The sequence below is a fragment of the Streptococcus sp. SO4 genome (assembly GCF_030440055.1).
GTDB lineage: Bacteria > Bacillota > Bacilli > Lactobacillales > Streptococcaceae > Streptococcus > Streptococcus nidrosiense.
The window spans coordinates 155,954-176,969 of the sequence record NZ_JAQFJI010000001.1; the positions used below are offsets into that span (position 1 = coordinate 155,954).

19 protein-coding genes are annotated in these 21,016 nt (G+C 40.7%); 12 read left to right on the top strand and 7 right to left on the bottom strand.

The window, feature by feature from the left end:
• The first annotated feature begins 29 nt into the window (after window positions 1-29).
• From cysS to dtd, 6 genes are all read left to right on the top strand, one after another.
• Entirely contained in the window at window positions 30-1,373 is a 1,344-nt protein-coding gene (gene cysS, locus PCY08_RS00745; protein ID WP_045763623.1) for a cysteine--tRNA ligase, read from the top strand.
• Window positions 1,366-1,752 (top strand): Mini-ribonuclease 3, encoded by a 387-nt coding sequence (locus PCY08_RS00750; RefSeq protein WP_045763483.1) that lies wholly within the window; start codon window positions 1,366-1,368, stop codon window positions 1,750-1,752. The genes cysS and PCY08_RS00750 overlap by 8 nt, the downstream gene beginning before the upstream one ends.
• A gap of 2 nt (window positions 1,753-1,754) precedes the next feature.
• Window positions 1,755-2,624, top strand: coding sequence for a PucR family transcriptional regulator (locus PCY08_RS00755; protein ID WP_301559116.1), 870 nt, complete (start codon window positions 1,755-1,757; stop codon window positions 2,622-2,624).
• 113 nt (window positions 2,625-2,737) lie between these two features.
• Window positions 2,738-3,868, top strand: coding sequence for an ABC transporter ATP-binding protein (locus PCY08_RS00760; RefSeq protein WP_049504000.1), 1,131 nt, complete (start codon window positions 2,738-2,740; stop codon window positions 3,866-3,868).
• Window positions 3,869-4,012: 144 nt separating this feature from the next.
• Window positions 4,013-6,229, top strand: coding sequence for a bifunctional (p)ppGpp synthetase/guanosine-3',5'-bis(diphosphate) 3'-pyrophosphohydrolase (locus tag PCY08_RS00765; protein WP_001123766.1), 2,217 nt, complete (start codon window positions 4,013-4,015; stop codon window positions 6,227-6,229).
• Window positions 6,230-6,259: 30 nt separating this feature from the next.
• Window positions 6,260-6,703 carry a D-aminoacyl-tRNA deacylase gene (gene dtd / locus PCY08_RS00770; RefSeq protein WP_049503997.1) on the top strand — a complete coding sequence of 148 codons (444 nt, stop codon included), beginning with the start codon at window positions 6,260-6,262 and terminating at the stop codon, window positions 6,701-6,703.
• Window positions 6,704-6,746: 43 nt separating this feature from the next.
• On the opposite strand, the gene PCY08_RS00775 is transcribed toward dtd, so the two are convergent.
• From PCY08_RS00775 to PCY08_RS00795, 5 genes are all read right to left on the bottom strand, one after another.
• The gene (locus tag PCY08_RS00775; RefSeq protein WP_301559117.1) at window positions 6,747-7,397 is read right to left on the bottom strand and encodes a metal-dependent transcriptional regulator; all 651 of its coding nucleotides are present in this window, start codon (window positions 7,395-7,397) and stop codon (window positions 6,747-6,749) included.
• 89 nt (window positions 7,398-7,486) lie between these two features.
• Window positions 7,487-7,981: a thiol peroxidase gene (tpx, locus tag PCY08_RS00780; protein ID WP_301559118.1), complete on the bottom strand. Its 495-nt coding sequence runs from the start codon at window positions 7,979-7,981 to the stop codon at window positions 7,487-7,489.
• 118 nt (window positions 7,982-8,099) lie between these two features.
• Entirely contained in the window at window positions 8,100-9,029 is a 930-nt protein-coding gene (locus PCY08_RS00785) for a metal ABC transporter substrate-binding protein (RefSeq protein ID WP_301559119.1), read from the bottom strand.
• Window positions 9,030-9,060: 31 nt separating this feature from the next.
• Entirely contained in the window at window positions 9,061-9,909 is an 849-nt protein-coding gene (locus tag PCY08_RS00790) for a metal ABC transporter permease (protein WP_075227476.1), read from the bottom strand.
• A complete protein-coding gene (locus tag PCY08_RS00795; RefSeq protein ID WP_000619164.1) occupies window positions 9,906-10,628 on the bottom strand; it encodes a metal ABC transporter ATP-binding protein in 723 nt (240 codons plus the stop codon). The genes PCY08_RS00790 and PCY08_RS00795 overlap by 4 nt, the downstream gene beginning before the upstream one ends.
• A 179-nt stretch (window positions 10,629-10,807) precedes the next feature.
• On the opposite strand from PCY08_RS00795, the gene PCY08_RS00800 reads away from it, so the two are divergent.
• Complete coding sequence (locus PCY08_RS00800; protein ID WP_301559120.1) at window positions 10,808-12,700, top strand: M13 family metallopeptidase; 1,893 nt, start codon at window positions 10,808-10,810, stop codon at window positions 12,698-12,700.
• Window positions 12,701-12,740: 40 nt separating this feature from the next.
• Here PCY08_RS00800 and PCY08_RS00805 read toward each other — a convergent pair whose 3' ends face one another.
• Together PCY08_RS00805 and PCY08_RS00810 are read right to left on the bottom strand one after the other, a co-directional pair.
• Entirely contained in the window at window positions 12,741-13,370 is a 630-nt protein-coding gene (locus tag PCY08_RS00805; RefSeq protein WP_301559121.1) for an MBL fold metallo-hydrolase, read from the bottom strand.
• A gap of 105 nt (window positions 13,371-13,475) precedes the next feature.
• Complete coding sequence (locus tag PCY08_RS00810; RefSeq protein ID WP_301559122.1) at window positions 13,476-14,552, bottom strand: DUF2974 domain-containing protein; 1,077 nt, start codon at window positions 14,550-14,552, stop codon at window positions 13,476-13,478.
• A 95-nt stretch (window positions 14,553-14,647) separates the two neighbouring features.
• Here PCY08_RS00810 and PCY08_RS00815 point away from each other — a divergent pair, with 95 nt between their 5' ends.
• The 5 genes from PCY08_RS00815 (at window position 14,648) to PCY08_RS00835 (ending at window position 20,870) form a co-directional block, all read left to right on the top strand.
• Window positions 14,648-15,325: a response regulator transcription factor gene (locus tag PCY08_RS00815; protein WP_000548968.1), complete on the top strand. Its 678-nt coding sequence runs from the start codon at window positions 14,648-14,650 to the stop codon at window positions 15,323-15,325.
• Complete coding sequence (locus tag PCY08_RS00820; RefSeq protein ID WP_301559123.1) at window positions 15,318-16,292, top strand: ATP-binding protein; 975 nt, start codon at window positions 15,318-15,320, stop codon at window positions 16,290-16,292. Before PCY08_RS00815 ends, PCY08_RS00820 begins: the two co-directional genes overlap by 8 nt.
• Before the next feature lie 325 nt (window positions 16,293-16,617).
• Window positions 16,618-17,376, top strand: a complete 759-nt coding sequence (locus PCY08_RS00825; RefSeq protein WP_000173364.1) for an ABC transporter ATP-binding protein — start codon at window positions 16,618-16,620, stop codon at window positions 17,374-17,376.
• Between the two features lies 1 nt (window position 17,377).
• On the top strand, window positions 17,378-19,369 hold the full coding sequence (locus tag PCY08_RS00830) for an ABC transporter permease (RefSeq protein ID WP_301559124.1): 1,992 nt from the start codon (window positions 17,378-17,380) through the stop codon (window positions 19,367-19,369).
• A gap of 451 nt (window positions 19,370-19,820) precedes the next feature.
• The gene (locus tag PCY08_RS00835; protein WP_301559125.1) at window positions 19,821-20,870 is read left to right on the top strand and encodes a DUF389 domain-containing protein; all 1,050 of its coding nucleotides are present in this window, start codon (window positions 19,821-19,823) and stop codon (window positions 20,868-20,870) included.
• Window positions 20,871-21,016: the final 146 nt, after the last annotated feature.

Below are 21,016 nucleotides of genomic sequence, written 5' to 3' on the forward strand. Positions count from 1 at the left end.
TGAATTTTAGCTTTCCTGACTATTATTTTATGATTAAAATCTATGACACAATGTCTCGTGATTTGCGAGAATTTGTCCCAATCGAGGACGGCAAGGTTAAGATGTATGTCTGTGGGCCGACAGTTTATAACTATATCCACGTGGGGAATGCCCGTTCAACAGTAGCCTTCGATACCATTCGTCGCTACTTTGAGTATCGTGGTTATGAGGTTGCCTACATTTCCAACTTTACCGATGTAGATGACAAGATTATCAACCGTGCCAAGGAAGAAGGCATCACACCTCAGGAAGTAGCGGACAAGTACATTGCTGCCTTTCGTGAGGACGTGACGGCTTTGGGGGTGAAGCCTGCGACTCGTCATCCTCGTGTAGTCGAGTTTATGGATGATATTATTCGTTTTGTTGCTGATTTGATTGAAAAAGGTTATGCTTATGAGAGTCAAGGGGATGTCTATTTCCGTGTAGAAAAATCCCACAACTATGCTAAGTTGGCCAATAAAACCTTGGAAGACTTGGAACTAGGTGCTTCAGGTCGAACGGATGAAGAAACAGCTCGTAAGGAAAATCCTGTGGACTTTGCCCTCTGGAAATCTGCCAAACCAGGTGAGATTTCTTGGGACAGTCCTTGGGGACCTGGTCGTCCAGGCTGGCATATCGAGTGTTCGGTCATGTCAACGGAAATTTTGGGTGATACCATCGATATTCACGGTGGTGGAGCTGACCTTGAGTTTCCTCACCATACTAACGAGATTGCCCAGTCTGAAGCTAAAACAGGCAAGACCTTTGCCAACTACTGGATGCACAATGGTTTTGTCAATATCGACAATGTCAAGATGTCTAAGTCTTTGGGTAACTTCATTACGGTACATGATGCCCTCAAGACCATTGATGGTCAAGTATTGCGTTTCTTCTTTGCGACTCAGCACTACCGTAAGCCTATCAATTTTACGGAAAAAGCAGTGCGTGATGCGGAGACAAATCTCAAGTATTTGAAGAACACCTATGAACAACCATTTACTGGGACAGTAGATGCTCAGGAGTTACAGGCATTTAAAGATAAGTTTGTAGCTGCTATGGATGAGGATTTCAATACAGCTAACGGAATCACAGTTGTCTTTGAAATGGCTAAATGGATCAACTCAGGAAACTATGATACGGTTGTTAAGGAAGCTCTTGCAGCTATGTTAGAGGTCTTTGGTATTGTCTTTGTCGAGGAAGTTTTGGATGAAGAGATTGAAGCCTTGATCCAAAAACGCCAAGAAGCGCGTGCCAATCGTGACTTTGCGACTGCTGACCAAATCCGTGACCAACTAGCTGAGCAAGGGATTAAGCTACTTGACACCAAGGATGGAGTGAGGTGGACACGTGATTGATGTCAATCTCATTAATGGGATTGCGCTAGCTTTTGAAGGGGATGCGGTGTATTCTATGTATATTCGCCGCCATCTCATTCTCAAAGGCATGACCAAACCCAATAAACTCCACCAAGAAGCCACTAAGTATGTGTCGGCCAAGGCTCAGGCACACTTGATTTCCCTCATGCTGGAAGAAGAAGTCCTAACGGAAAAAGAAGAAGAAATCTATAAACGGGGTCGCAATACCAACAGTCATACCAAGGCTAAGAATGCGGATGTGGTGACCTATCGTATGTCTACTGGTTTTGAAGCGGTCATGGGCTATCTTCATATGACTGAAAATGTGGAGCGCCTCGAAACCTTGATTTCTTGGTGCATCCAAAAAGTGGAGGGCTAGAAATGATTGCAAAAGAACTACTGGATTGGTTTCCTGATGGTAAAATCTTAGATCAGCCAGTTGATAGAGAGGGCTATCTAAGTCTACCTCTGTCAAATTATCAGTGGCTTTTGCTTGAGAAAGCTAGTCTTAGCGAGCGTGAAAAACAACTGGTGGCTCTCTTAACCAAACAGGAGCAAACCATTTCCCTCAATCCTTGGTATAGTTATCTCATTGAAGGCAAAGGACAGGCACCGCAAAACTTTAAAAAATTGCAGCTTGTCTATTGTCACCTATCTTATTTTCAACAGGAAAATTTAACGTCTTGGTTAGAAATGATGGGAACTCTCTTTCCAAATTGTCAAACAGTGCTTCAGGTGGGAGCGCAAGATTACATTTTTGTTCTCCAACAGGATAAGTACACATCCGTTCGCTCTATCTTGATGGATACCTTGGAAGCTGTAGAGTACGACTTTGGAGTTCGTCTGTCTATTATGCTTGGTCAGGTCTGGTCTCAAACAGGAAATCAGAGTTTGACAGATCTCATCAAAGCAGAACGTGACTTGTTTAAAAACTGGTGGCGTCAAGGTCATCAAGGATTCCATACTTTTTCTCAACTCTATCTTTGGAGTATGGGTGAAAGAATTGTGGATCTCCGAGTTATCAAGGAATATCTGCATCAGATGATTGTGGACCAGGATCAGATTCAGGAAATCATCCTTTCACTGTGGGAAAATAGTGCAGTCCTGACAAAAACAGCTCAACAGCTCTATCTGCACCGCAATTCTCTCCAATACAAGATTGATAAATGGGAAGAATTGACAGGACTGCAGTTGAAAGAATTGACAGATTTAACCTTGTGTTATCAGTTGATTTTACCAGATATTATTTAAAGTTTTGTGCAAGTTGCACAGAACTTTTTTATTTTTTTGGTCACCTTGCCATAGAAATGTAAAGCGTTTTCATCTATAATAAAACTATCAAATGACAAAAGGAGTTCACCGAAATGGTAGAATTAAATCTTAAAAATATTTACAAAAAATATCCAAATAGCGAACACTACTCAGTTGAAGATTTCAACTTGAACATTAAAGACAAAGAGTTCATCGTTTTCGTAGGACCTTCAGGATGTGGTAAATCAACTACTCTTCGTATGATTGCAGGTCTTGAAGACATCACAGAAGGTACTGCATCTATCGATGGCGTGGTTGTCAACGACGTGGCTCCAAAAGACCGTGACATTGCCATGGTATTCCAAAACTACGCTCTTTACCCACACATGACTGTATACGATAACATGGCCTTCGGTTTGAAATTGCGTAAATACAGCAAAGAAGACATTGACAAACGTGTACAAGAAGCAGCAGAAATTCTTGGTTTGAAAGAATTCTTGGATCGTAAACCAGCTGACCTTTCAGGTGGTCAACGTCAACGTGTTGCCATGGGTCGTGCAATCGTCCGTGATGCCAAAGTATTCTTGATGGACGAACCTTTGTCAAACTTGGATGCAAAACTTCGTGTATCAATGCGTGCTGAAATCGCTAAAATCCACCGTCGTATCGGAGCTACAACTATCTACGTAACTCACGACCAAACAGAAGCGATGACACTTGCAGACCGTATCGTTATCATGTCAGCAACTAAAAACCCTGCTGGTACAGGTACTATCGGACGTGTTGAACAAATCGGTACTCCTCAAGAAGTTTACAAAAACCCAGTGAACAAATTCGTAGCAGGATTCATCGGAAGCCCAGCTATGAACTTCATCAACGTTAAATTGAACGGTGACCGCATTGTTGCTGACGGATTTACTTTGAAAGTTCCAGAAGGTGCTTTGAAAGTTCTTCGTGAAAAAGGTTACGAAGGTAAAGAATTGATCTTCGGTATCCGTCCAGAAGACGTAAATGCTGAACCTGCTTTCCTTGAAACATTCCCAGAATCAGTTGTGAAAGCAACAATCTCTGTATCAGAATTGCTCGGTTCAGAATCTCACCTATACTGCCAAGTTGGTAAAGATGAGTTCGTTGCAAAAGTTGACGCTCGTGACTACTTGCAAGCAGGTGCAACAGTTGAGCTTGGATTTGACTTGAACAAAGCACACTTCTTCGACGTAGAAACTGAAAGAACAGTTTACTAAGATAGATTTTAATCAATGAGCACTACTAGAGTTTTTCTAGTAGTGTTTTTTTATCAAGTTTAGCAAACTCTTACAGAATGGGCTTTACTAGTTTTCATATCCTCAAAAAAGTGTTAAAATGGTAGGAAGAATTGGAGAGTATGCATGCCGAAAGAAGTAATTTATTCAGGCGATGAAGTTGTCGCTTTAACGCAAAAATATTTATCGAAAGAAGATGTGGCTTTTGTACACAAGGCCTTGGTTTACGCTGTAGAATGCCATAGTGGCCAATATCGTAAATCAGGTGAGCCTTACATTATCCACCCTATTCAGGTAGCAGGTATCTTGGCTAAACTCAAGCTAGATGCTGTCACTGTTGCTTGTGGTTTTTTGCATGACGTGGTAGAAGACACAGATGCTACTTTAGATGACTTAGAACGCGAATTTGGTCACGATGTTCGAGTGATTGTAGATGGTGTTACCAAGCTTGGTAAGGTTGAGTATAAGTCTATCGAGGAGCAGCTGGCTGAGAATCATCGCAAGATGCTCATGGCTATGTCAGAGGATATCCGTGTTATCTTGGTCAAACTCTCTGACCGCCTACACAATATGCGCACCCTCAAGCATCTTCGTAAGGACAAGCAGGAGCGTATTTCCAGAGAAACCATGGAAATCTATGCGCCACTTGCTCACCGTTTGGGGATTTCAAGTGTGAAGTGGGAACTGGAAGATCTCTCTTTCCGCTATCTCAATCCAACTGAATTTTACAAGATTAGTCACATGATGAAGGAAAAACGTCAAGAGCGTGAAGCCTTGGTCGATGAAGTTGTGACGAAACTCGAGGAATACTCATCTGAGCGCCATCTTACAGGAAAAATCTACGGCCGTCCAAAGCATATCTACTCTATCTATCGCAAGATGCAGGATAAGAAAAAACGCTTTGAAGAGATCTATGACCTGATTGCCATTCGTTGTATTCTAGACACTCAGAGTGATGTCTATGCGATGTTAGGTTACGTTCATGAGCTATGGAAACCAATGCCGGGACGTTTTAAAGACTATATTGCCAATCGTAAGGCCAATGGTTACCAGTCTATCCATACGACCGTTTATGGTCCAAAAGGGCCGATTGAGTTCCAGATTCGTACTAAGGAGATGCACGAGGTTGCTGAGTACGGGGTTGCGGCTCACTGGGCTTATAAAAAAGGAATCAAGGGGCAAGTTAATAGCAAGGAATCTGCTATTGGAATGAACTGGATCAAGGAGATGATGGAACTCCAAGATCAAGCAGATGATGCCAAGGAGTTTGTAGATACTGTCAAAGAAAACTATCTGGCTGAGGAGATTTATGTCTTTACTCCAGATGGGGCGGTTCGTTCACTTCCAAAGGATTCTGGACCGATTGACTTTGCCTATGAAATTCATACAAAGATTGGGGAAAAAGCGACTGGTGCCAAGGTTAATGGCCGTATGGTTCCTTTGACGACCAAGTTAAAAACAGGTGATCAGGTAGAAATCATCACCAATCCAAATTCATTTGGACCAAGCCGTGACTGGCTCAATATGGTCAAGACCAGCAAGGCTCGTAACAAAATTCGTCAGTTTTTTAAAAACCAAGATAAAGAATTGTCCATCAATAAAGGCCGTGAATTGCTGATTAGTCAGCTCCAAGAAAACGGCTATGTGGCCAATAAATTTATGGACAAACGTCACATGGATGAAGTCCTTCAAAAAACCAGCTACAAGACAGAAGAAGCGCTATTTGCGGCGATTGGTTTTGGAGAAATCGGAGCTATTACTGTCTTTAACCGTTTGACGGAGAAGGAACGTCGTGAAGAAGAGCGGGCCAAAGCTAAGGCAGAAGCTGAAGAATTGGTCAAGGGTGGCGAAGTCAAGGTGGAGAACAAGGACACGCTTAAGGTTAAGCATGAGGGTGGAGTAGTCATCCAAGGTGCTTCTGGGCTCTTGATCCGGATTGCCAAATGTTGTAACCCTGTTCCAGGTGATGATATCGTCGGCTATATTACCAAAGGACGCGGAGTTGCCATCCACCGTGTAGACTGTATGAATCTTCGATCACAGGAAAATTACGAACAACGTCTACTCGATGTTGAATGGGAAGACCAATTCTCAAGTAAGGAGTATATGGCTCACATCGATATCTACGGTCTCAACCGTTCTGGTCTATTGAATGATATCTTGCAAGTCTTATCAAATACAACTAAGAATATCTCAACAGTTAATGCCCAACCAACCAAGGATATGAAATTTGCTAATATCCATGTTTCCTTTGGGATTTCAAACCTTTCAATGCTGACCACCGTGGTTGATAAGATTAAGAGTGTACCAGAAGTCTACTCGGTTAAACGTACCAATGGTTAAGTTGGCTTGATATAATCAGAAAGGATTGCTATGAGAATTATCGTTCAGCGTGTCAAGAAAGCTCAAGTTTCTATTGAAGGTCAAGTATATGGGAAAATCCAGCAGGGGCTCTTACTCTTAGTAGGTGTTGGACCTGAGGATCAAAAAGAAGATTTGGATTATGCAGTCAGAAAGCTTGTCAATATGCGAATTTTCTCAGATGCTGAAGGCAAGATGAACTTATCGGTTAAGGATATCCAAGGCCAAATCCTCTCCATCTCTCAGTTTACTTTGTTTGCAGATACCAAAAAAGGCAATCGCCCAGCCTTTACAGGCGCTGCTAAACCGGATATGGCGGAAGCTTTCTATCAAGAATTTAACCAAGAACTAGCCAAGGAAGTTCCTGTTGAGACAGGAGTCTTTGGAGCAGATATGCAGGTGGAACTGGTCAATGATGGCCCAGTAACCATCATCCTTGACACCAAAAATAGATAAGAAAAACCAAGCTCGCGGGCTTGGTTTTTTGCTGATAAAGACTTTAGTTCATTTTTTCAACATAGAGCTGTTTGGCGATTTCTAGGCTGACTTGGAGTTCTTCATTCTTGTGAATGAGAGTGAAGGTATTAGAGAAGCCATCAAACTGCTTGACTTGGAGTTTGTCTCCAATATGGATACTGTGTTTTTCCAAATATTGGAGAAGTTCAAAGCTATCATGGACCCGAGTCAGTAGATAGGTCCCTGCTTCTTTGATATCAGAGAGTGGAAGGTTATTGATCTCAACTAAAAGCTCTCCCTTGGCAGGAATGGTTCCTCCATGGGGACAGGTTTTTGGAAAGCCTAACATTTTGTCTAATCTCTCGACAAAAAAGTCTGAAACCGTATGTTCTAATACCTCAGCTTCATCATGAATCTGATTACTGGTATAGTCCAGATGGTGAACCAGAAAAACTTCAATGAGTCGGTGCTTTCGGTAAAGGTCAGATACAAGTTTTAAACCAATATCCGTTAGTAAGTAGCCCTTTTTCTGATCTTTTAGGATAAGATTTTCGGATTGCATTCGCTTGATCATTTCAGTTACAGCTGGAGGTGATACCTGCATTCGAGCAGCGATTTCCTTATTGGTAATCTTAGGAAGTTCCATGCCAATCTCATAAATACATTTTAAGTAGTCTTCTTTATTAGGTGTCATTCGCATTTCCTTGTTTATTATCTCCATCTAGTATACCAAAAAAAGCTAGATTTCTCTAGCTTTCTGCCTTGTTATAAGTGGGCTTTCTTTTATTCAAGCGACTTTGCTGCTTCAATGGCTGCTTCAAAGTTTGGCTCGGAATTGATATTGTCCACATACTCAACATAACGGATAATATTGTCAGCATCAAGGACAAAGACCGCGCGAGCAAGTAAGTGCCACTCATTGATTAAGAGCGCGTAATCACGTCCAAAAGAGTGGTCGAAGTAGTCTGAGAGCATGATGGCATTTTCAATTCCCTCTGCGCCACACCAACGTTTTTGAGCAAATGGAAGGTCCATAGAAACAGTAAGGACAACAGTGTTGTTCAAGCTAGCCAATTCTTGGTTAAAGCGACGAGTCTGAAGTGAGCAGATCCCAGTGTCGATAGAAGGAATGACACTCAAAATCTTTTTCTTACCATCAAAGTCAGCCAGTGATTTTTTAGAAAGGTCAGTTGTTGTTAGAGAAAAGTCAAGAGCCTTGTCTCCTACTTGTAGTTGTTTACCTGCAAAGCTCACAGGATTTCCAAGGAATGTAGTCATAAGCTACTCCAATCTTTTTTCTTTCATTTTACATTGAATCGTCAGATTTTCCCAATAATTTGACCGGAATTTTAATCAAAAAAAACGCCAATTCAAGGAGACTGACGTTTTTAGAAATTTATTTAGACAAACCTTCAGCAATCTTTTCAAGATTGTATTTCATCATGTTGTAGTAGCTATCGCCTTCTTTGCCTTCTTCAGCGATAGAATCTGTAAAGATTTGAGCATAGATTGGGATGTTTGTGTCTTGTGAAACAGTCTTCATTGGACGGTCATCGACACTGGATTCGACAAAGAGTGATGGAACTTTTGTTTGACGAAGTTTTTCAACCAAGGTCTTGATTTGGTCTGGTGTTCCCTCTTCTTCGGTATTGATTTCCCAGATGTAGGCACTTGGTACGCCGTAAGCTTTAGAGAAGTATTTGAAGCATCCTTCGCTGGTTACGATGAGTTTCTTATCAGCAGGGATAGTGTTAAATTTCTCTTTGGCTTCCTTGTCTAGAGCATCAAGTTTTTCAGTGTATTCTTTGAGATTTTTTTCGTAGAATTCTTTGTTGTCAGGGTCTTTTGCGATGAGCTGTTTGGCAATATTTTGCGCATAAATCATCCCGTTTTCAAGGTTGAGCCAAGCATGTGGGTCTTCTTTGCCTTTTTCGTTTTGGCCTTCAAGGTAGATAACATCAACGCCTTCGCTGACTGCAAAGTAGTCTTTGTTTTCAGTTTTCTTAGCATTTTCTACCAATTTTGTAAACCAGGCATTTCCACCTGTTTCAAGGTTGATGCCGTTGTAGAAGATTAAGTCGGCTTGAGAAGTTTTCTTGACGTCTTCAGGAAGTGGTTCGTATTCGTGAGGGTCTTGACCAACAGGAACGATACTGTGAAGATCAATCTTGTCACCAGCAATATTTTTAGTAATATCAGCGATGATTGAGTTTGTCGCAACAACTTTTAGTTTTTGACCAGAAGCTGCATCTTTTTTTCCGCTAGCACATGCTACAAGAGCAATAACGGAAAGAAAAAGAACGAACAATGTACCTAATTTTTTCATTAGATCCTCCAATTTATTGGGGCTTTACCCCTTATTCTAACAAATGTTTATTTTTCAGTTTCAAATATCGTTGTTTTGGAGCGATAAAGAAGCTAATGAGAAAGAAACTAGCGGCTGTAAGCACAATACTAGAACCTGCCGCAACGTTAAAGCTATAACCGATAAAGAGTCCCAAAACTGAAGCAGTAGCTCCAAAGGTTGAGGAAAGGAAAATCATGCTTTTCAGGCTATTAGCATAAAGATAAGCAGTTGCAGCTGGGGTAATCAGCATGGCTACAATCAGGATAGTTCCGACACTTTGCATGGCTGTCACAGACACGAGAGTCAAGAGTACCATGAGAAGGTAGTGATAGAAATTGACAGGCATTCCCATGGCTTTAGCCAATAGTTCATCAAAGGAAGTTATCAAGAGTTGCTTGAAGAAAATCCAGATTAACAAGAGAATGACTGCTCCAACACCCATAGTAATAAACATATCCGTATCTTGTACGGCCAGGATATTACCAAAAAGGATATGGAAAAGGTCAGTTGAACTTTTAGCGACACTAATCAAGATGATACCGAGGGCTAAGAAAGAAGAAAAGGTAATGCCGATGGCGGTATCGCTTTTGATAATCGAGTTCCCCTTGATGTAGGTAATGATGATGGCAGCTAGCAATCCAAAGACAATGGCTCCGATAAAGAAGTCAACGCCCAAGATAAAGGAGAGGGCAACACCTGGCAAGACAGCATGTGAAATGGCATCTCCCATGAGTGACATCCCGCGTAGGATGATGAAACATCCCACAGCTCCAGCAACGACCCCAACGACAATAGCTGTTATCAAGGCATTTTGTAAGAAATGGAATTTTTGCAATCCATCGATAAATTCTGCAATCATAGGTCACCTCCATTGAAAAAGAGTCGATTACCGTAAGCTTCTTTGAGATTGGCTTCGGTAAAGGTTTCTTTGGTTGGACCAAAGGCAATCACTTCTCGATTGACAAGCAAGACTTGATCGAAGTAGTGGGGAACCTTGCTGAGGTCGTGGTGGACGATGAGAACCGTCTTCCCAGCTTTTTTTAAATCTCTCAGCGTATTCATGATGATTTCCTCACTGACAGAGTCAATCCCAACAAAAGGTTCATCCAAGAGGATATAGTCGGCTTCCTGAACCAAACATCTGGCAATCAAGACCCGCTGGAATTGACCTCCAGACAGTTGACTGATTTGACGTTCAGCGTAGTCAGCTAGGCCGACGATTTCAAGGGCTTCTTGCACTTTCTTCCAATGTTTAGCATTTAAACTACGAAAGAGAGGGATAGAAGGAAAGAGTCCTAGCGAGACACATTCCTTGACCTTGATAGGAAAGTTGTAGTCGATATTGATTTTTTGTTCGACATAGGCAATTCGGTGTAAGGATTTTTTCACTTCCTTGTCATCGAGAAATGCCTGACCTTGATGTGGGATAATTCCCAGCATCCCTTTTAATAGTGTTGATTTCCCAGCACCGTTTGGACCAATAATTCCGGTAATCGTTGGTCCTTGGAGCACTAGTGAAATATCCTTTAGTGCCAACGTTTCTTTGTAGGAGACACTGAGGTTTTCGATACGTATCATACAGTTGTATTCCTCCTATCTTTTAATATACCTTAAAATAAAAATTAAGTCAAGTTAATTTTTTTGAAATATTTAAAATATTAACTAGAAAACAATCAGGAAAAGACGGCATTTTTAATTGCATTCCCAAGGGATTTTTGCTAAGCTAAGAATAAGTGAAAAATGAAAGCGAGAACAAGATGACACGTTATCAAGATGATTTTTATGATGCTATAAATGGTGAGTGGGAAAAGACTGCAGTTATTCCAGCCGATAAATCGAGAACAGGTGGTTTTATTGACCTTGACGAAGAAATCGAAGAGTTGATGCTAACGACGACTGACAAGTGGTTGGCAGGAGAAGATGTGCCTGAAGATCCTATCCTAGCAAACTTTGTCAAGTACCATGCCATGGTGAGAGATTTCGATAAGCGAGAAGCTGATGGAATCGACCCAGTCCTTCCAATGCTTAAGGAATACCAGGATTTGGAAAGTTTTGAGGATTTCGCAAGTAAACTAGCAGAATTTGAATTAGCTGGTAAACCAAACTTCCTTCCATTTGGAGTATCACCTGACTTTATGGATGCTAGAACCAATGTTCTCTGGGCCAGTGCGCCAGGAACTATCTTGCCTGATACGACCTACTATGCGGAAGACCATCCACAGCGTGAGGAATTATTGAACCTTTGGAAAGAAAGTACTGCTCATCTCCTCAAAGCCTATAACTTCTCAGATGAAGAAATCGCAGATTTGCTAGAGAAACGATTGGAATTGGACCGTCGCATTGCGGCTGTGGTGCTCTCTAACGAAGAAAGTTCAGAATACGCCAAACTCTATCATCCATACTCTTATGAAGATTTCAAAAAGTTTGCACCAGCTTTACCTCTCGACGACTTCTTCCAAGCAGTGATTGGGCAAGTACCTGATAAGGTTATCGTAGATGAGGAACGTTTCTGGCAAGTGGCAGAGCAATTCTATAGTGAAGAAGCTTGGCCTTTGCTCAAGGCAAGCTTGATCTTGAGTGTGGTCAACCTTTCAACTAACTATTTGACAGATGAGATTCGTATCTTGTCAGGTGCTTATGGCCGTGCTCTTTCAGGTGTTCCAGAAGCCCAAGATAAACGCAAGGCTGCTTACCACTTAGCGCAAGGACCATTCAAACAAGCCCTTGGCCTTTGGTATGCCCACGAAAAATTCTCTCCAGAAGCCAAGGCGGATGTAGAGAAAAAAGTAGCAACTATGATTGGCGTTTATAAGGAACGCTTGGCTAAGAACGACTGGCTGACTCCTGAAACACGAGAAAAAGCTATCGTTAAACTCAATGTCATCAAGCCCTATATCGGTTATCCAGAAGAATTGCCAGCTCGCTACAAGGATAAGGTAGTGGATGAATCTGCTAGCCTCTTTGAGAATGCCCTAGCCTTTGCGCGTGTGGAAATCAAGCATAGCTGGAGCAAGTGGAACCAGCCAGTTGACTACAAGGAGTGGGGCATGCCTGCTCACATGGTCAATGCCTACTACAATCCTCAAAAGAACTTGATTGTCTTCCCAGCTGCTATCCTACAGGCTCCATTCTATGACTTGTATCAGTCATCTTCTGCCAACTATGGTGGTATCGGAGCAGTTATTGCCCATGAAATCTCTCACGCCTTTGATACTAACGGAGCTTCCTTTGATGAAAATGGTAGCCTCAAGGATTGGTGGACTGAGAGCGACTATGCAGCCTTTAAAGAGAAAACTCAGAAGGTTATCGACCAGTTTGATGGTCAAGAATCTTACGGCGCAACCATTAACGGGAAATTGACCGTATCTGAAAACGTTGCTGATCTTGGAGGAATTGCCGCAGCGCTAGAAGCTGCTAAGAGAGAACCAGACTTCTCAGCCGAAGAATTCTTCCACAACTTTGCGCGTATCTGGCGTATGAAAGGCCGCCCAGAGTTGATGAAACTCATGGCCAGTGTCGATGTGCACGCGCCAGCTAAACTCCGTGTCAATGTCCAAGTGCCAAACTTTGATGATTTCTTTACAACTTATGATGTCAAAGAAGGCGACGGGATGTGGCGCTCACCAGAAGACCGTGTGATTATTTGGTAATCAAAAAACCAAGGATGATTGATCCTTGGTTTTTAGCTTGCTAGAAAAATGGATTAAAGGTTTTTTCGTGGGCAATAGTCGTAGCTGGACCATGTCCTGGATAGACATCGTAGTTCGGAAGGGTGAAGAGCTGGGTTTGGATACTATGAAGGAGTTGTTCCATGCTACCAGTAGGTAGGTCTGTTCGTCCAATAGTTTCTCGGAAGAGAGCATCACCCGTTAAGACTAGCTGGGCATCTGGAAAAACAAATGAAACTCCTCCGATAGAGTGGCCTGGAGTTGGTAATACAGTAAAGCGGAACTCATCAATCTGGTATTCTTCATGAAAGACAAAGGTATGTTCAGCTGGTTTACATACGACATCTGCCATATCGTCGTGTCGAGGAAGACCAGAAAGGTTGTCGACTGGAGTGTAGAGCCAAGAAGCTTCGCTTTCCGCTACATACACTGGAGGATTTCCAAAAGTATCTCTGACCAAGTCCAGACTCATAATATGATCGTAGTGGGTGTGGGTTAGGAGAATTGCACAGATGGGTTTGTTAATGTTCTCGATAGTCTTGCGAATAGCCTCCCAATGGCTACCAGGATCAACAACAATCAGGTGTTGGTCTCCTTCAAGATAATAAGTGTTTTCATAAGCAACAGGGTTCACAGTTTTATGGATTTTCATAGGATTTCCTCTTTCAAAGCATTTACTCCTACTAGTATAACACAGAAGAATAAAATAAGGAATCAACAAGAAAGTCCCTTCCTTTATGGAGGGACTTTCTTGTTATTAAAAATGATTTTTCCAGGCTTGGAAACGAGCATCCAGTAGGAGTTGTGTCAGATTTTTTAAGATTTCAACTTGCTCGGGCTCCAGTGTCTGGGCTTGAGAAACAAGTTGTCGAACATGGTCAATAGCATTTTTAGAAGACAGTTCATTAATGGAACTGATTCCAGATTCTAGAATGGTACCAAAGAAGAGATCGAAGTAGAGCTCCAGTTCCTCATCGGGAACACTATCCACCCATTCTTTGAGAGTGTCTTTAATTTGGAGACTCTCGCTACTAATTGCCTCAAGTTGGACAAAGTGGTGTCCTTCAGTTTGCCAGCTAAAGGTGCTATGTTGAGCAATACCCCCGAGAGCCGTAGATTTGACGACGATAGGAGTATCAGGAACTTCCAGCATCATGCCAATGACAGAACCTTGTGGGACGAAACGGTGAATTTTTGGAATAACATCTTGATAACCAGTGGTCTCAGTCAGATGAGCCTGCAAACCAGGTGCGTCATAGGTATAAACTGCGGAGATTTTTTCTTGCAATTCAGACTGGATTTGACTGGCAGCATAGACAGCCAGATTCCCACCTTTAGAATGTCCAGCAACAATCACTTTCTGTTTTGGATGTTGGGTAAAGAAATCCTCCAAGTATTCAAGAGCGTGCTTTTGGGCAGGGATTTCCTTCATGTAGGTCATGTGGAAATCTTCCTTCCAACCAATAATACTATCGTCTGTACCTCGAAAGACAATCAGATAAGTATCTAAATCAAGGCGATAGGTCATAGCAGCAAACTGTTTCTGTTGCTCAGTGTCAATCTCGTTAATAAAGTTTGATAGCTTGCAATTTCTAAAACGTTTGTGTTGGGCAAGCTGGTCTAAAAGTTGCAGACGTTCTTTATTGGTCAACATGGTGCTTTCTCGAGGGACGCGAGTTGCGACATCACTTAAACGATTGACAGGCTGTTCCAATAAGTTATCAAAAGGAAGATAAGTCAGCTCTGTAAAAGCAAGTATATCCAGTTCATTCAAGGGAACATCATAAAAAGAATCGTATTGAACGTCAGTTAGGTAGTCGAAAATATTGGACATGGGAACTCCTTTCTTTACTTTTATCTTATCAGATTTGCATCAATTTCGCTAGTAGTCAGGAGAATTTTGCTATAATATAGAAAAAGGAGGAGCAGATGCATAAGATTTTACTAGTAGAAGATGATCCAGTTATCCGTCAACAAGTTGGGAAAATGCTCTCCGAATGGGGATTTGAGGTAGTCATGGTAGAAGATTTCATGGAGGTTCTAACACTATTTGTTCAGTCTGAACCTCACCTGGTTCTCATGGATATCGGCTTGCCTCTCTTTAATGGTTATCACTGGTGCCAGGAAATTCGCAAGATTTCCAAAGTTCCTATTATGTTTCTATCTTCGAGAGACCAGGCCATGGACATCGTTATGGCTATTAATATGGGTGCGGATGATTTTGTAACCAAGCCTTTTGACCAGCAGGTTCTTTTAGCCAAGGTACAGGGCTTATTGCGTCGTTCCTATGAGTTTGGACGGGATGAAAGTCTCCTTGAGTATGCTGGAGTTATTCTCAATACCAAGTCTATGGATGTGCATGTCAATGGCAAAGCTATCAGCCTAACCAAGAATGAATTTCAGATTTTACGAGTTTTATTTGAGCATGCAGGTAATATTGTGGCACGTGACGACCTGATGCGGGAGCTCTGGAATAGTGACTTTTTTATCGATGATAATACCTTGTCCGTAAACGTCGCCCGCTTGCGCAAGAAGTTGGAAGAAGAAGGTTTGATTGGTTTTATTGAAACCAAGAAAGGAATAGGGTACGGATTGAAACATGCTTGATTTCAAAAGTTATTTTCTAGCTTATATCCGTTCGCGTAGCCGTTTTTTCGTGTTTATTCTCTTACTTACAGGTTTACTTTTTCTCTTTGAGGTCTTATTTGATAACCAAGTGCCTTACTTTAACTATTTCTTCTTTCTATCTACCTTTTTGACACTTTTGTTTTTGGTCTATGATTTCTTGATAGAATTGCAACGCTATCGTAAGGAATTATTTTACGGAAAAAGAGAAGCCAAGTCACCAATGGAGGCTCTATTGACTGAAAAATTAGAGAAAAGTGAAGAGGAACTCTACCAAAAGAAATCAGATGCTGAAAACCGCTATAATGACTTGGTGGACTACTATACTCTCTGGGTGCATCAGATAAAAACACCCATTTCAGCCAGTAAACTTCTCGTGAGTGAGGTGGAAGATCGCCAACTAAAACAACAGTTGGAACAGGAAATTTTTAAGATTGATTCCTATACAAACCTCGTTCTCCAATACCTACGCTTAGAGAGCTTCCATGACGATCTGGTGTTGAAGAAAGAAAATGTGGAGGATTTGGTCAAGGAAGTCATTCGCAAATATGCCATTTTCTTTATCCAGAAAGGATTAAGTGTTAATCTGCATGACTTGGATAGAAGCATTGTGACGGATAAAAAATGGCTGTTAGTAGTTATTGAACAAATCCTTTCAAATAGCCTCAAATACACAAATGAAGGTGGAATTGAGATCTATATGGAAGATCAAAAACTTTGCATCAAAGATACTGGGATTGGCATTAAAAACAGTGATCAATTGCGAGTTTTTGAACGCGGATTTTCAGGCTATAATGGGCGTATGACCCAGCAGTCATCTGGACTTGGGCTCTATCTAACCCAGAAAATCAGCCAAGAATTAGGACATCAGATTCAAATAGAATCCGAACTTGGGCAAGGAACAACTGTGAGGATTAAGTTCTCTGAAGTGAATTTACTGATTGAATGAAAAGAATTGTGAAGAGCTTGGAAGAAACCTTTCAAGCTCTTCTTTAGACCTTGATATGGTGAGAAAAACGGCTTCAATTAGATAAAAAATGTAATCTTACAAAAATGTAAGATTAAAGGCCTCTTTTGTAAGGTTATGTTATGGCAAGCCATCTTTTTTTGGAGTAAACTTAGAGCATAAAGAAAAAGGAGAGAAACCATGAAAACAATTTTACAAAAGAAACAAACAAGTAAGCCGAGTCCAAAGGATATCGAGCGAGTTCAGCTTGGCATCGAAATGATGCAAGCTCAGTTTCAATTAATGGGATATTAAAAAGGAGATTATCATGACACTATTAGATGTAAAACACGTTCAAAAGATTTATAAAACACGTTTCCAAGGCAACCAAGTAGAAGCCCTGAAAGATATTCACTTCACTGTAGAAAAAGGCGACTACGTTGCCATTATGGGTGAGTCTGGTTCTGGGAAATCAACCCTACTCAATATTCTCGCCATGCTTGACAAACCAACTCGTGGTCAGGTCTTCCTAAACGGAACAGACACAGCTACCATTAAAAATACTGAAGCATCAAGCTTCCGTCGTGAAAAGTTAGGCTTTGTCTTCCAAGACTTCAATTTGTTAGATACGCTTTCTGTTAAAGACAATATCTTACTCCCTTTGGTATTGTCTAGAAAGCCTATTACTGAAATGATGAAAAAATTGGTAGTGACGGCTGAAAATCTTGGCATCAACCAATTGCAGGAGAAGTACCCTTATGAAATCTCTGGTGGACAAAAGCAACGGGTAGCAGTAGCCCGCGCTATCATTACAGAACCAGAAATTCTCCTTGCTGATGAGCCAACAGGAGCTCTAGATTCTAAGTCATCTGCAGCCCTCCTTGATATTTTTGATCAGATCAATGAACAAGGACAAACCATTCTCATGGTAACCCATTCAACAGCTGCAGCAAGTCGTGCGAAACGTGTCCTCTTCATCAAGGACGGCATTCTTTACAATCAAATCTACCGTGGTGAAAAGACTGAACGTCAGATGTTCCAAGAAATCTCTGACACCTTGACTGTTATGGCAAGTGAGGTGAACTAGTATGTTTCGATTAACCAATAAGTTGGCCGTATCCAACTTAATCAAAAACCGCAAACTCTATTATCCTTTTGCACTAGCAGTTCTCCTTGCAGTTACTATCAGCTACCTATTTTATTCATTAACTTTTAATCCTAAAATGGTAGAAATGCGGGGTGGATCTTCTATTCAATTTACCCTACAACTAGGTCTCATCGTAGTAACACTTGCATCTGCCATTATCGTCCTTTATGCCAACAGTTTTGTCATGAAAAATCGTTCCAAAGAACTGGGTATATATGGCATGTTGGGACTAGAAAAGCGACATTTGATTGGTATGACCTTCAAGGAACTCCTGATTTTTGGTCTAGTAACAGTCACTGCTGGGATTGGGATTGGTGCCCTCTTTGACAATCTGATTTTCGCTTTATTGCTCAAACTTTCAAAGATGAAGGTGGAGTTAGTCGCAACCTTCCAATGGCCCGTAGTCCTTTCCATCCTTCTGGTATTTGGTCTTATCTTTTTAGTCATTGTCTTCCTAAATGCTATCCGCATTATCCGTATGGATGCTCTTCAACTATCTCGTGAGAAAGCAAAAGGTGAGAAGAAGGGCCGTTTCCTAGTGTTTCAGACAATCTTGGGACTACTCTCTTTAGGTAGTGGCTATTATCTAGCTCAAAGCGTAACAAATGCTCTATTAGCTATTTCTACCTTCTTTTTAGCTGTAATACTGGTCATTTTAGGAACCTATCTCTTGTTCAATGCTGGGATTACAGTTTTCTTGAAAATGCTCAAGAAAAACAAGAAATATTACTACAAACCTAACAATCTCATCTCTGTTTCTAACCTTATTTTCCGTATGAAGAAAAATGCGGTTGGTTTAGCGACTATCGCCATCCTTTCCACCATGGTTTTGGTCACCATGTCGGCAGCAACCAGTATCTACAATGGTTCTGAAAATATTAAAAAACTCCTGTATCCTCACGATATGTCAATTTCAGGACAAAATGTAGAAGTTGAGGATTTAGACCAACTTTTAACTCAGTATGCCAAGGAAAAGAACCTAACAATCAGCACTAAGGATGTTCTTAGCTATGCAAGTTTCGGCCTTTCTAGTCAAGATGGTATCAAATTAACCACCTTTGCAAAAGGTCAAAATAGTGTTATGCCCAAGACAGTTTTCCTAGTTTTTGATCAAAAAGACTATGAAAAAATGACTGGACAAAAGCTGAACCTTACGAATAATGAGGTGGGACTATTCGCTAAGAACGATGGCCTTAAAGGTCAAAAAGCATTCAGTCTGAACAATCAGAACTATACGATCAAGCAAGAAATCCAGCAAGATTTCCTCAGAGACCATGTTGCTAACCAGTATGTACTTTTGATCTCAGATTATAACTACCTTGTTGTCTCAAATTTGCAGGACTTTTTAGATAAATACCAGGATTCTGCTATATACACTCAGCTATATGGTGGAATGGATGTGACAGCAAGTAAAGAGGAACAGTTAAAGCTATCTGATGATTTCGATGCGTATGTGAATAATTTCAGTCACAATCTCAAGAACGAGGATGGTATGGTTTACGGTGCAAACATTGCGAGTGAGTCAACTGTCGAAATGAACGCTCTCTTTGGTGGAGTCCTCTTTATCGGTATTTTTCTCTCTATCATCTTTATGGTTGGTACTGTACTCGTTATCTACTATAAACAAATTTCAGAAGGTTATGAAGACCGTGAACGCTTTGTCATTCTGCAAAAGGTTGGTTTGGATCAAAAACAAATCAAGCAAACCATTAACAAGCAGGTCTTGACTGTTTTCTTCCTACCTCTGGCCTTTGCCTTCCTTCATCTGGCTTTTGCTTATCACATGTTGAGCCTGATTCTCAAGGTCGTTGGTGTTGTTGATTCAGCCATGATGTTAAGTGTAACCCTTTCTATCTGTGGTATCTTTGCTTTAGTCTATGTTCTAATCTTTATGATTACTTCAAGAAGCTATCGCAAGATTGTTCAAATATAAAAATAAAGGATATAATGTAAAGTCTGAAAGTTATTTTGACGGAGGAATCCTAGATTATATTGAATACTCTATCTTAGTAGTCATAATTTGCGGGTTTACCTTGGGGATCACACCACCTTGGGTGGTTTGCATGATACAAAATTGGAAAACCAAACACACTCATCATGTTTAAACATTAAAACGTTATCTTCTTTCAAAGGAGATAACGTTTTTTTCTTCTTTGGATAAGGAAACAAAAATTTCTACCTTTCTCTATCTCTTAAATTGATTGAGTTCTTCAGAGAAAGACCGTAAAATTTTTGATATAATATGTAGGATGGACTGATGGATATTTAAAGGATAATTTTCAAAAGAATGACAGGTGAGAATAAAAAATATGTAAGATTGGACAGAAGTCTCTCTGCCATCGTCTTTGCAGAAACAAGATTATATGAAATAAAAGGAGTAACCAATGACCGGAAACTATTCAACACGTGAATACCGTGAGAAATTATATGATGACCTTCATGTTCGATTAAGAGATACAGTGATTTTGATGTGTGCGATTTTTATTGCCTCTATAGGTCTAAATATGAATTCAACAGCTGTCATTATTGGAGCCATGCTGATTTCCCCTCTTATGACACCGATTGTTGGACTGGGATTCGGTTTAGCTATTTTTGATACGCGTTTAATCAAGCAATCTCTAGAGGTTTTATTTACTCAAGTATTGGTCAGTTTGCTTGTCTCGACTCTGTATTTCTGGATTTCTCCCTTATCTTATGCAAGTAGCGAGTTGATTGCACGAACCTCTCCAACTATTTGGGATGTTCTCATTGCTATTGCTGGTGGGATAGCAGGTGTAATTGGTTCAAGGAAAAAAGAAGCAAATAATATCGTGCCTGGAGTAGCCATTGCAACAGCTCTGATGCCACCTATCTGTACTGCAGGTTATGGTTTAGCTAATGGAAATGTACGATTTTTATTTGGGGCTCTCTATCTTTTCTTGATCAACTGTGTTTTTATCATGCTAGCCAACATTGTTGGAACAAGAATTTTGATGAGAAAATCTCCTTTAAGTTCATTTAAAGAGCTAAATATTAAAATGAAAATTGGGTTGATATCCTTGATTGTATTATTGGTTCTTCCAGCCAGCTATTCAGCAGTCACTCTGACGATGGATCAAGCGCGAAAAGAAGGGATTAAACAGTTTGTAGGAAAAGAGTTCGCCAATCATACGGTCATTAATCAAGTCTACAAGTCTAGGGATAATGAATTGGTCTTGACAGTTGTTGGAGATCCGATTTCAGAAGAAGAATTAGAAACCATTTGCCAAAAACAAGCCTCTTACGGTATTCAATCTGTTCAATTGAAAGTCAATCAAGTCCATAATTCGACAAAATTAGATAGTGAAATGACCAAGGAATTTTATGAAACCATTAACAAGTATATCGATCAAAAACTCTCTGAAAAAGATTCACAAAAAGATCGCGTAAAAGAAAATGAAGCAGACAATGATTGAGGATATTGAACTTATCTAAGTCGAGGAAGCAAATCTTGGGAGGATATCCTATATCCAAAAGTTAATGGATAGAAAGGATTGTTGATGAGTCTACTATTTGTGGTGGTTTGATCAATCACTACTAGCTTAGGTTAAATAAAGAAGCA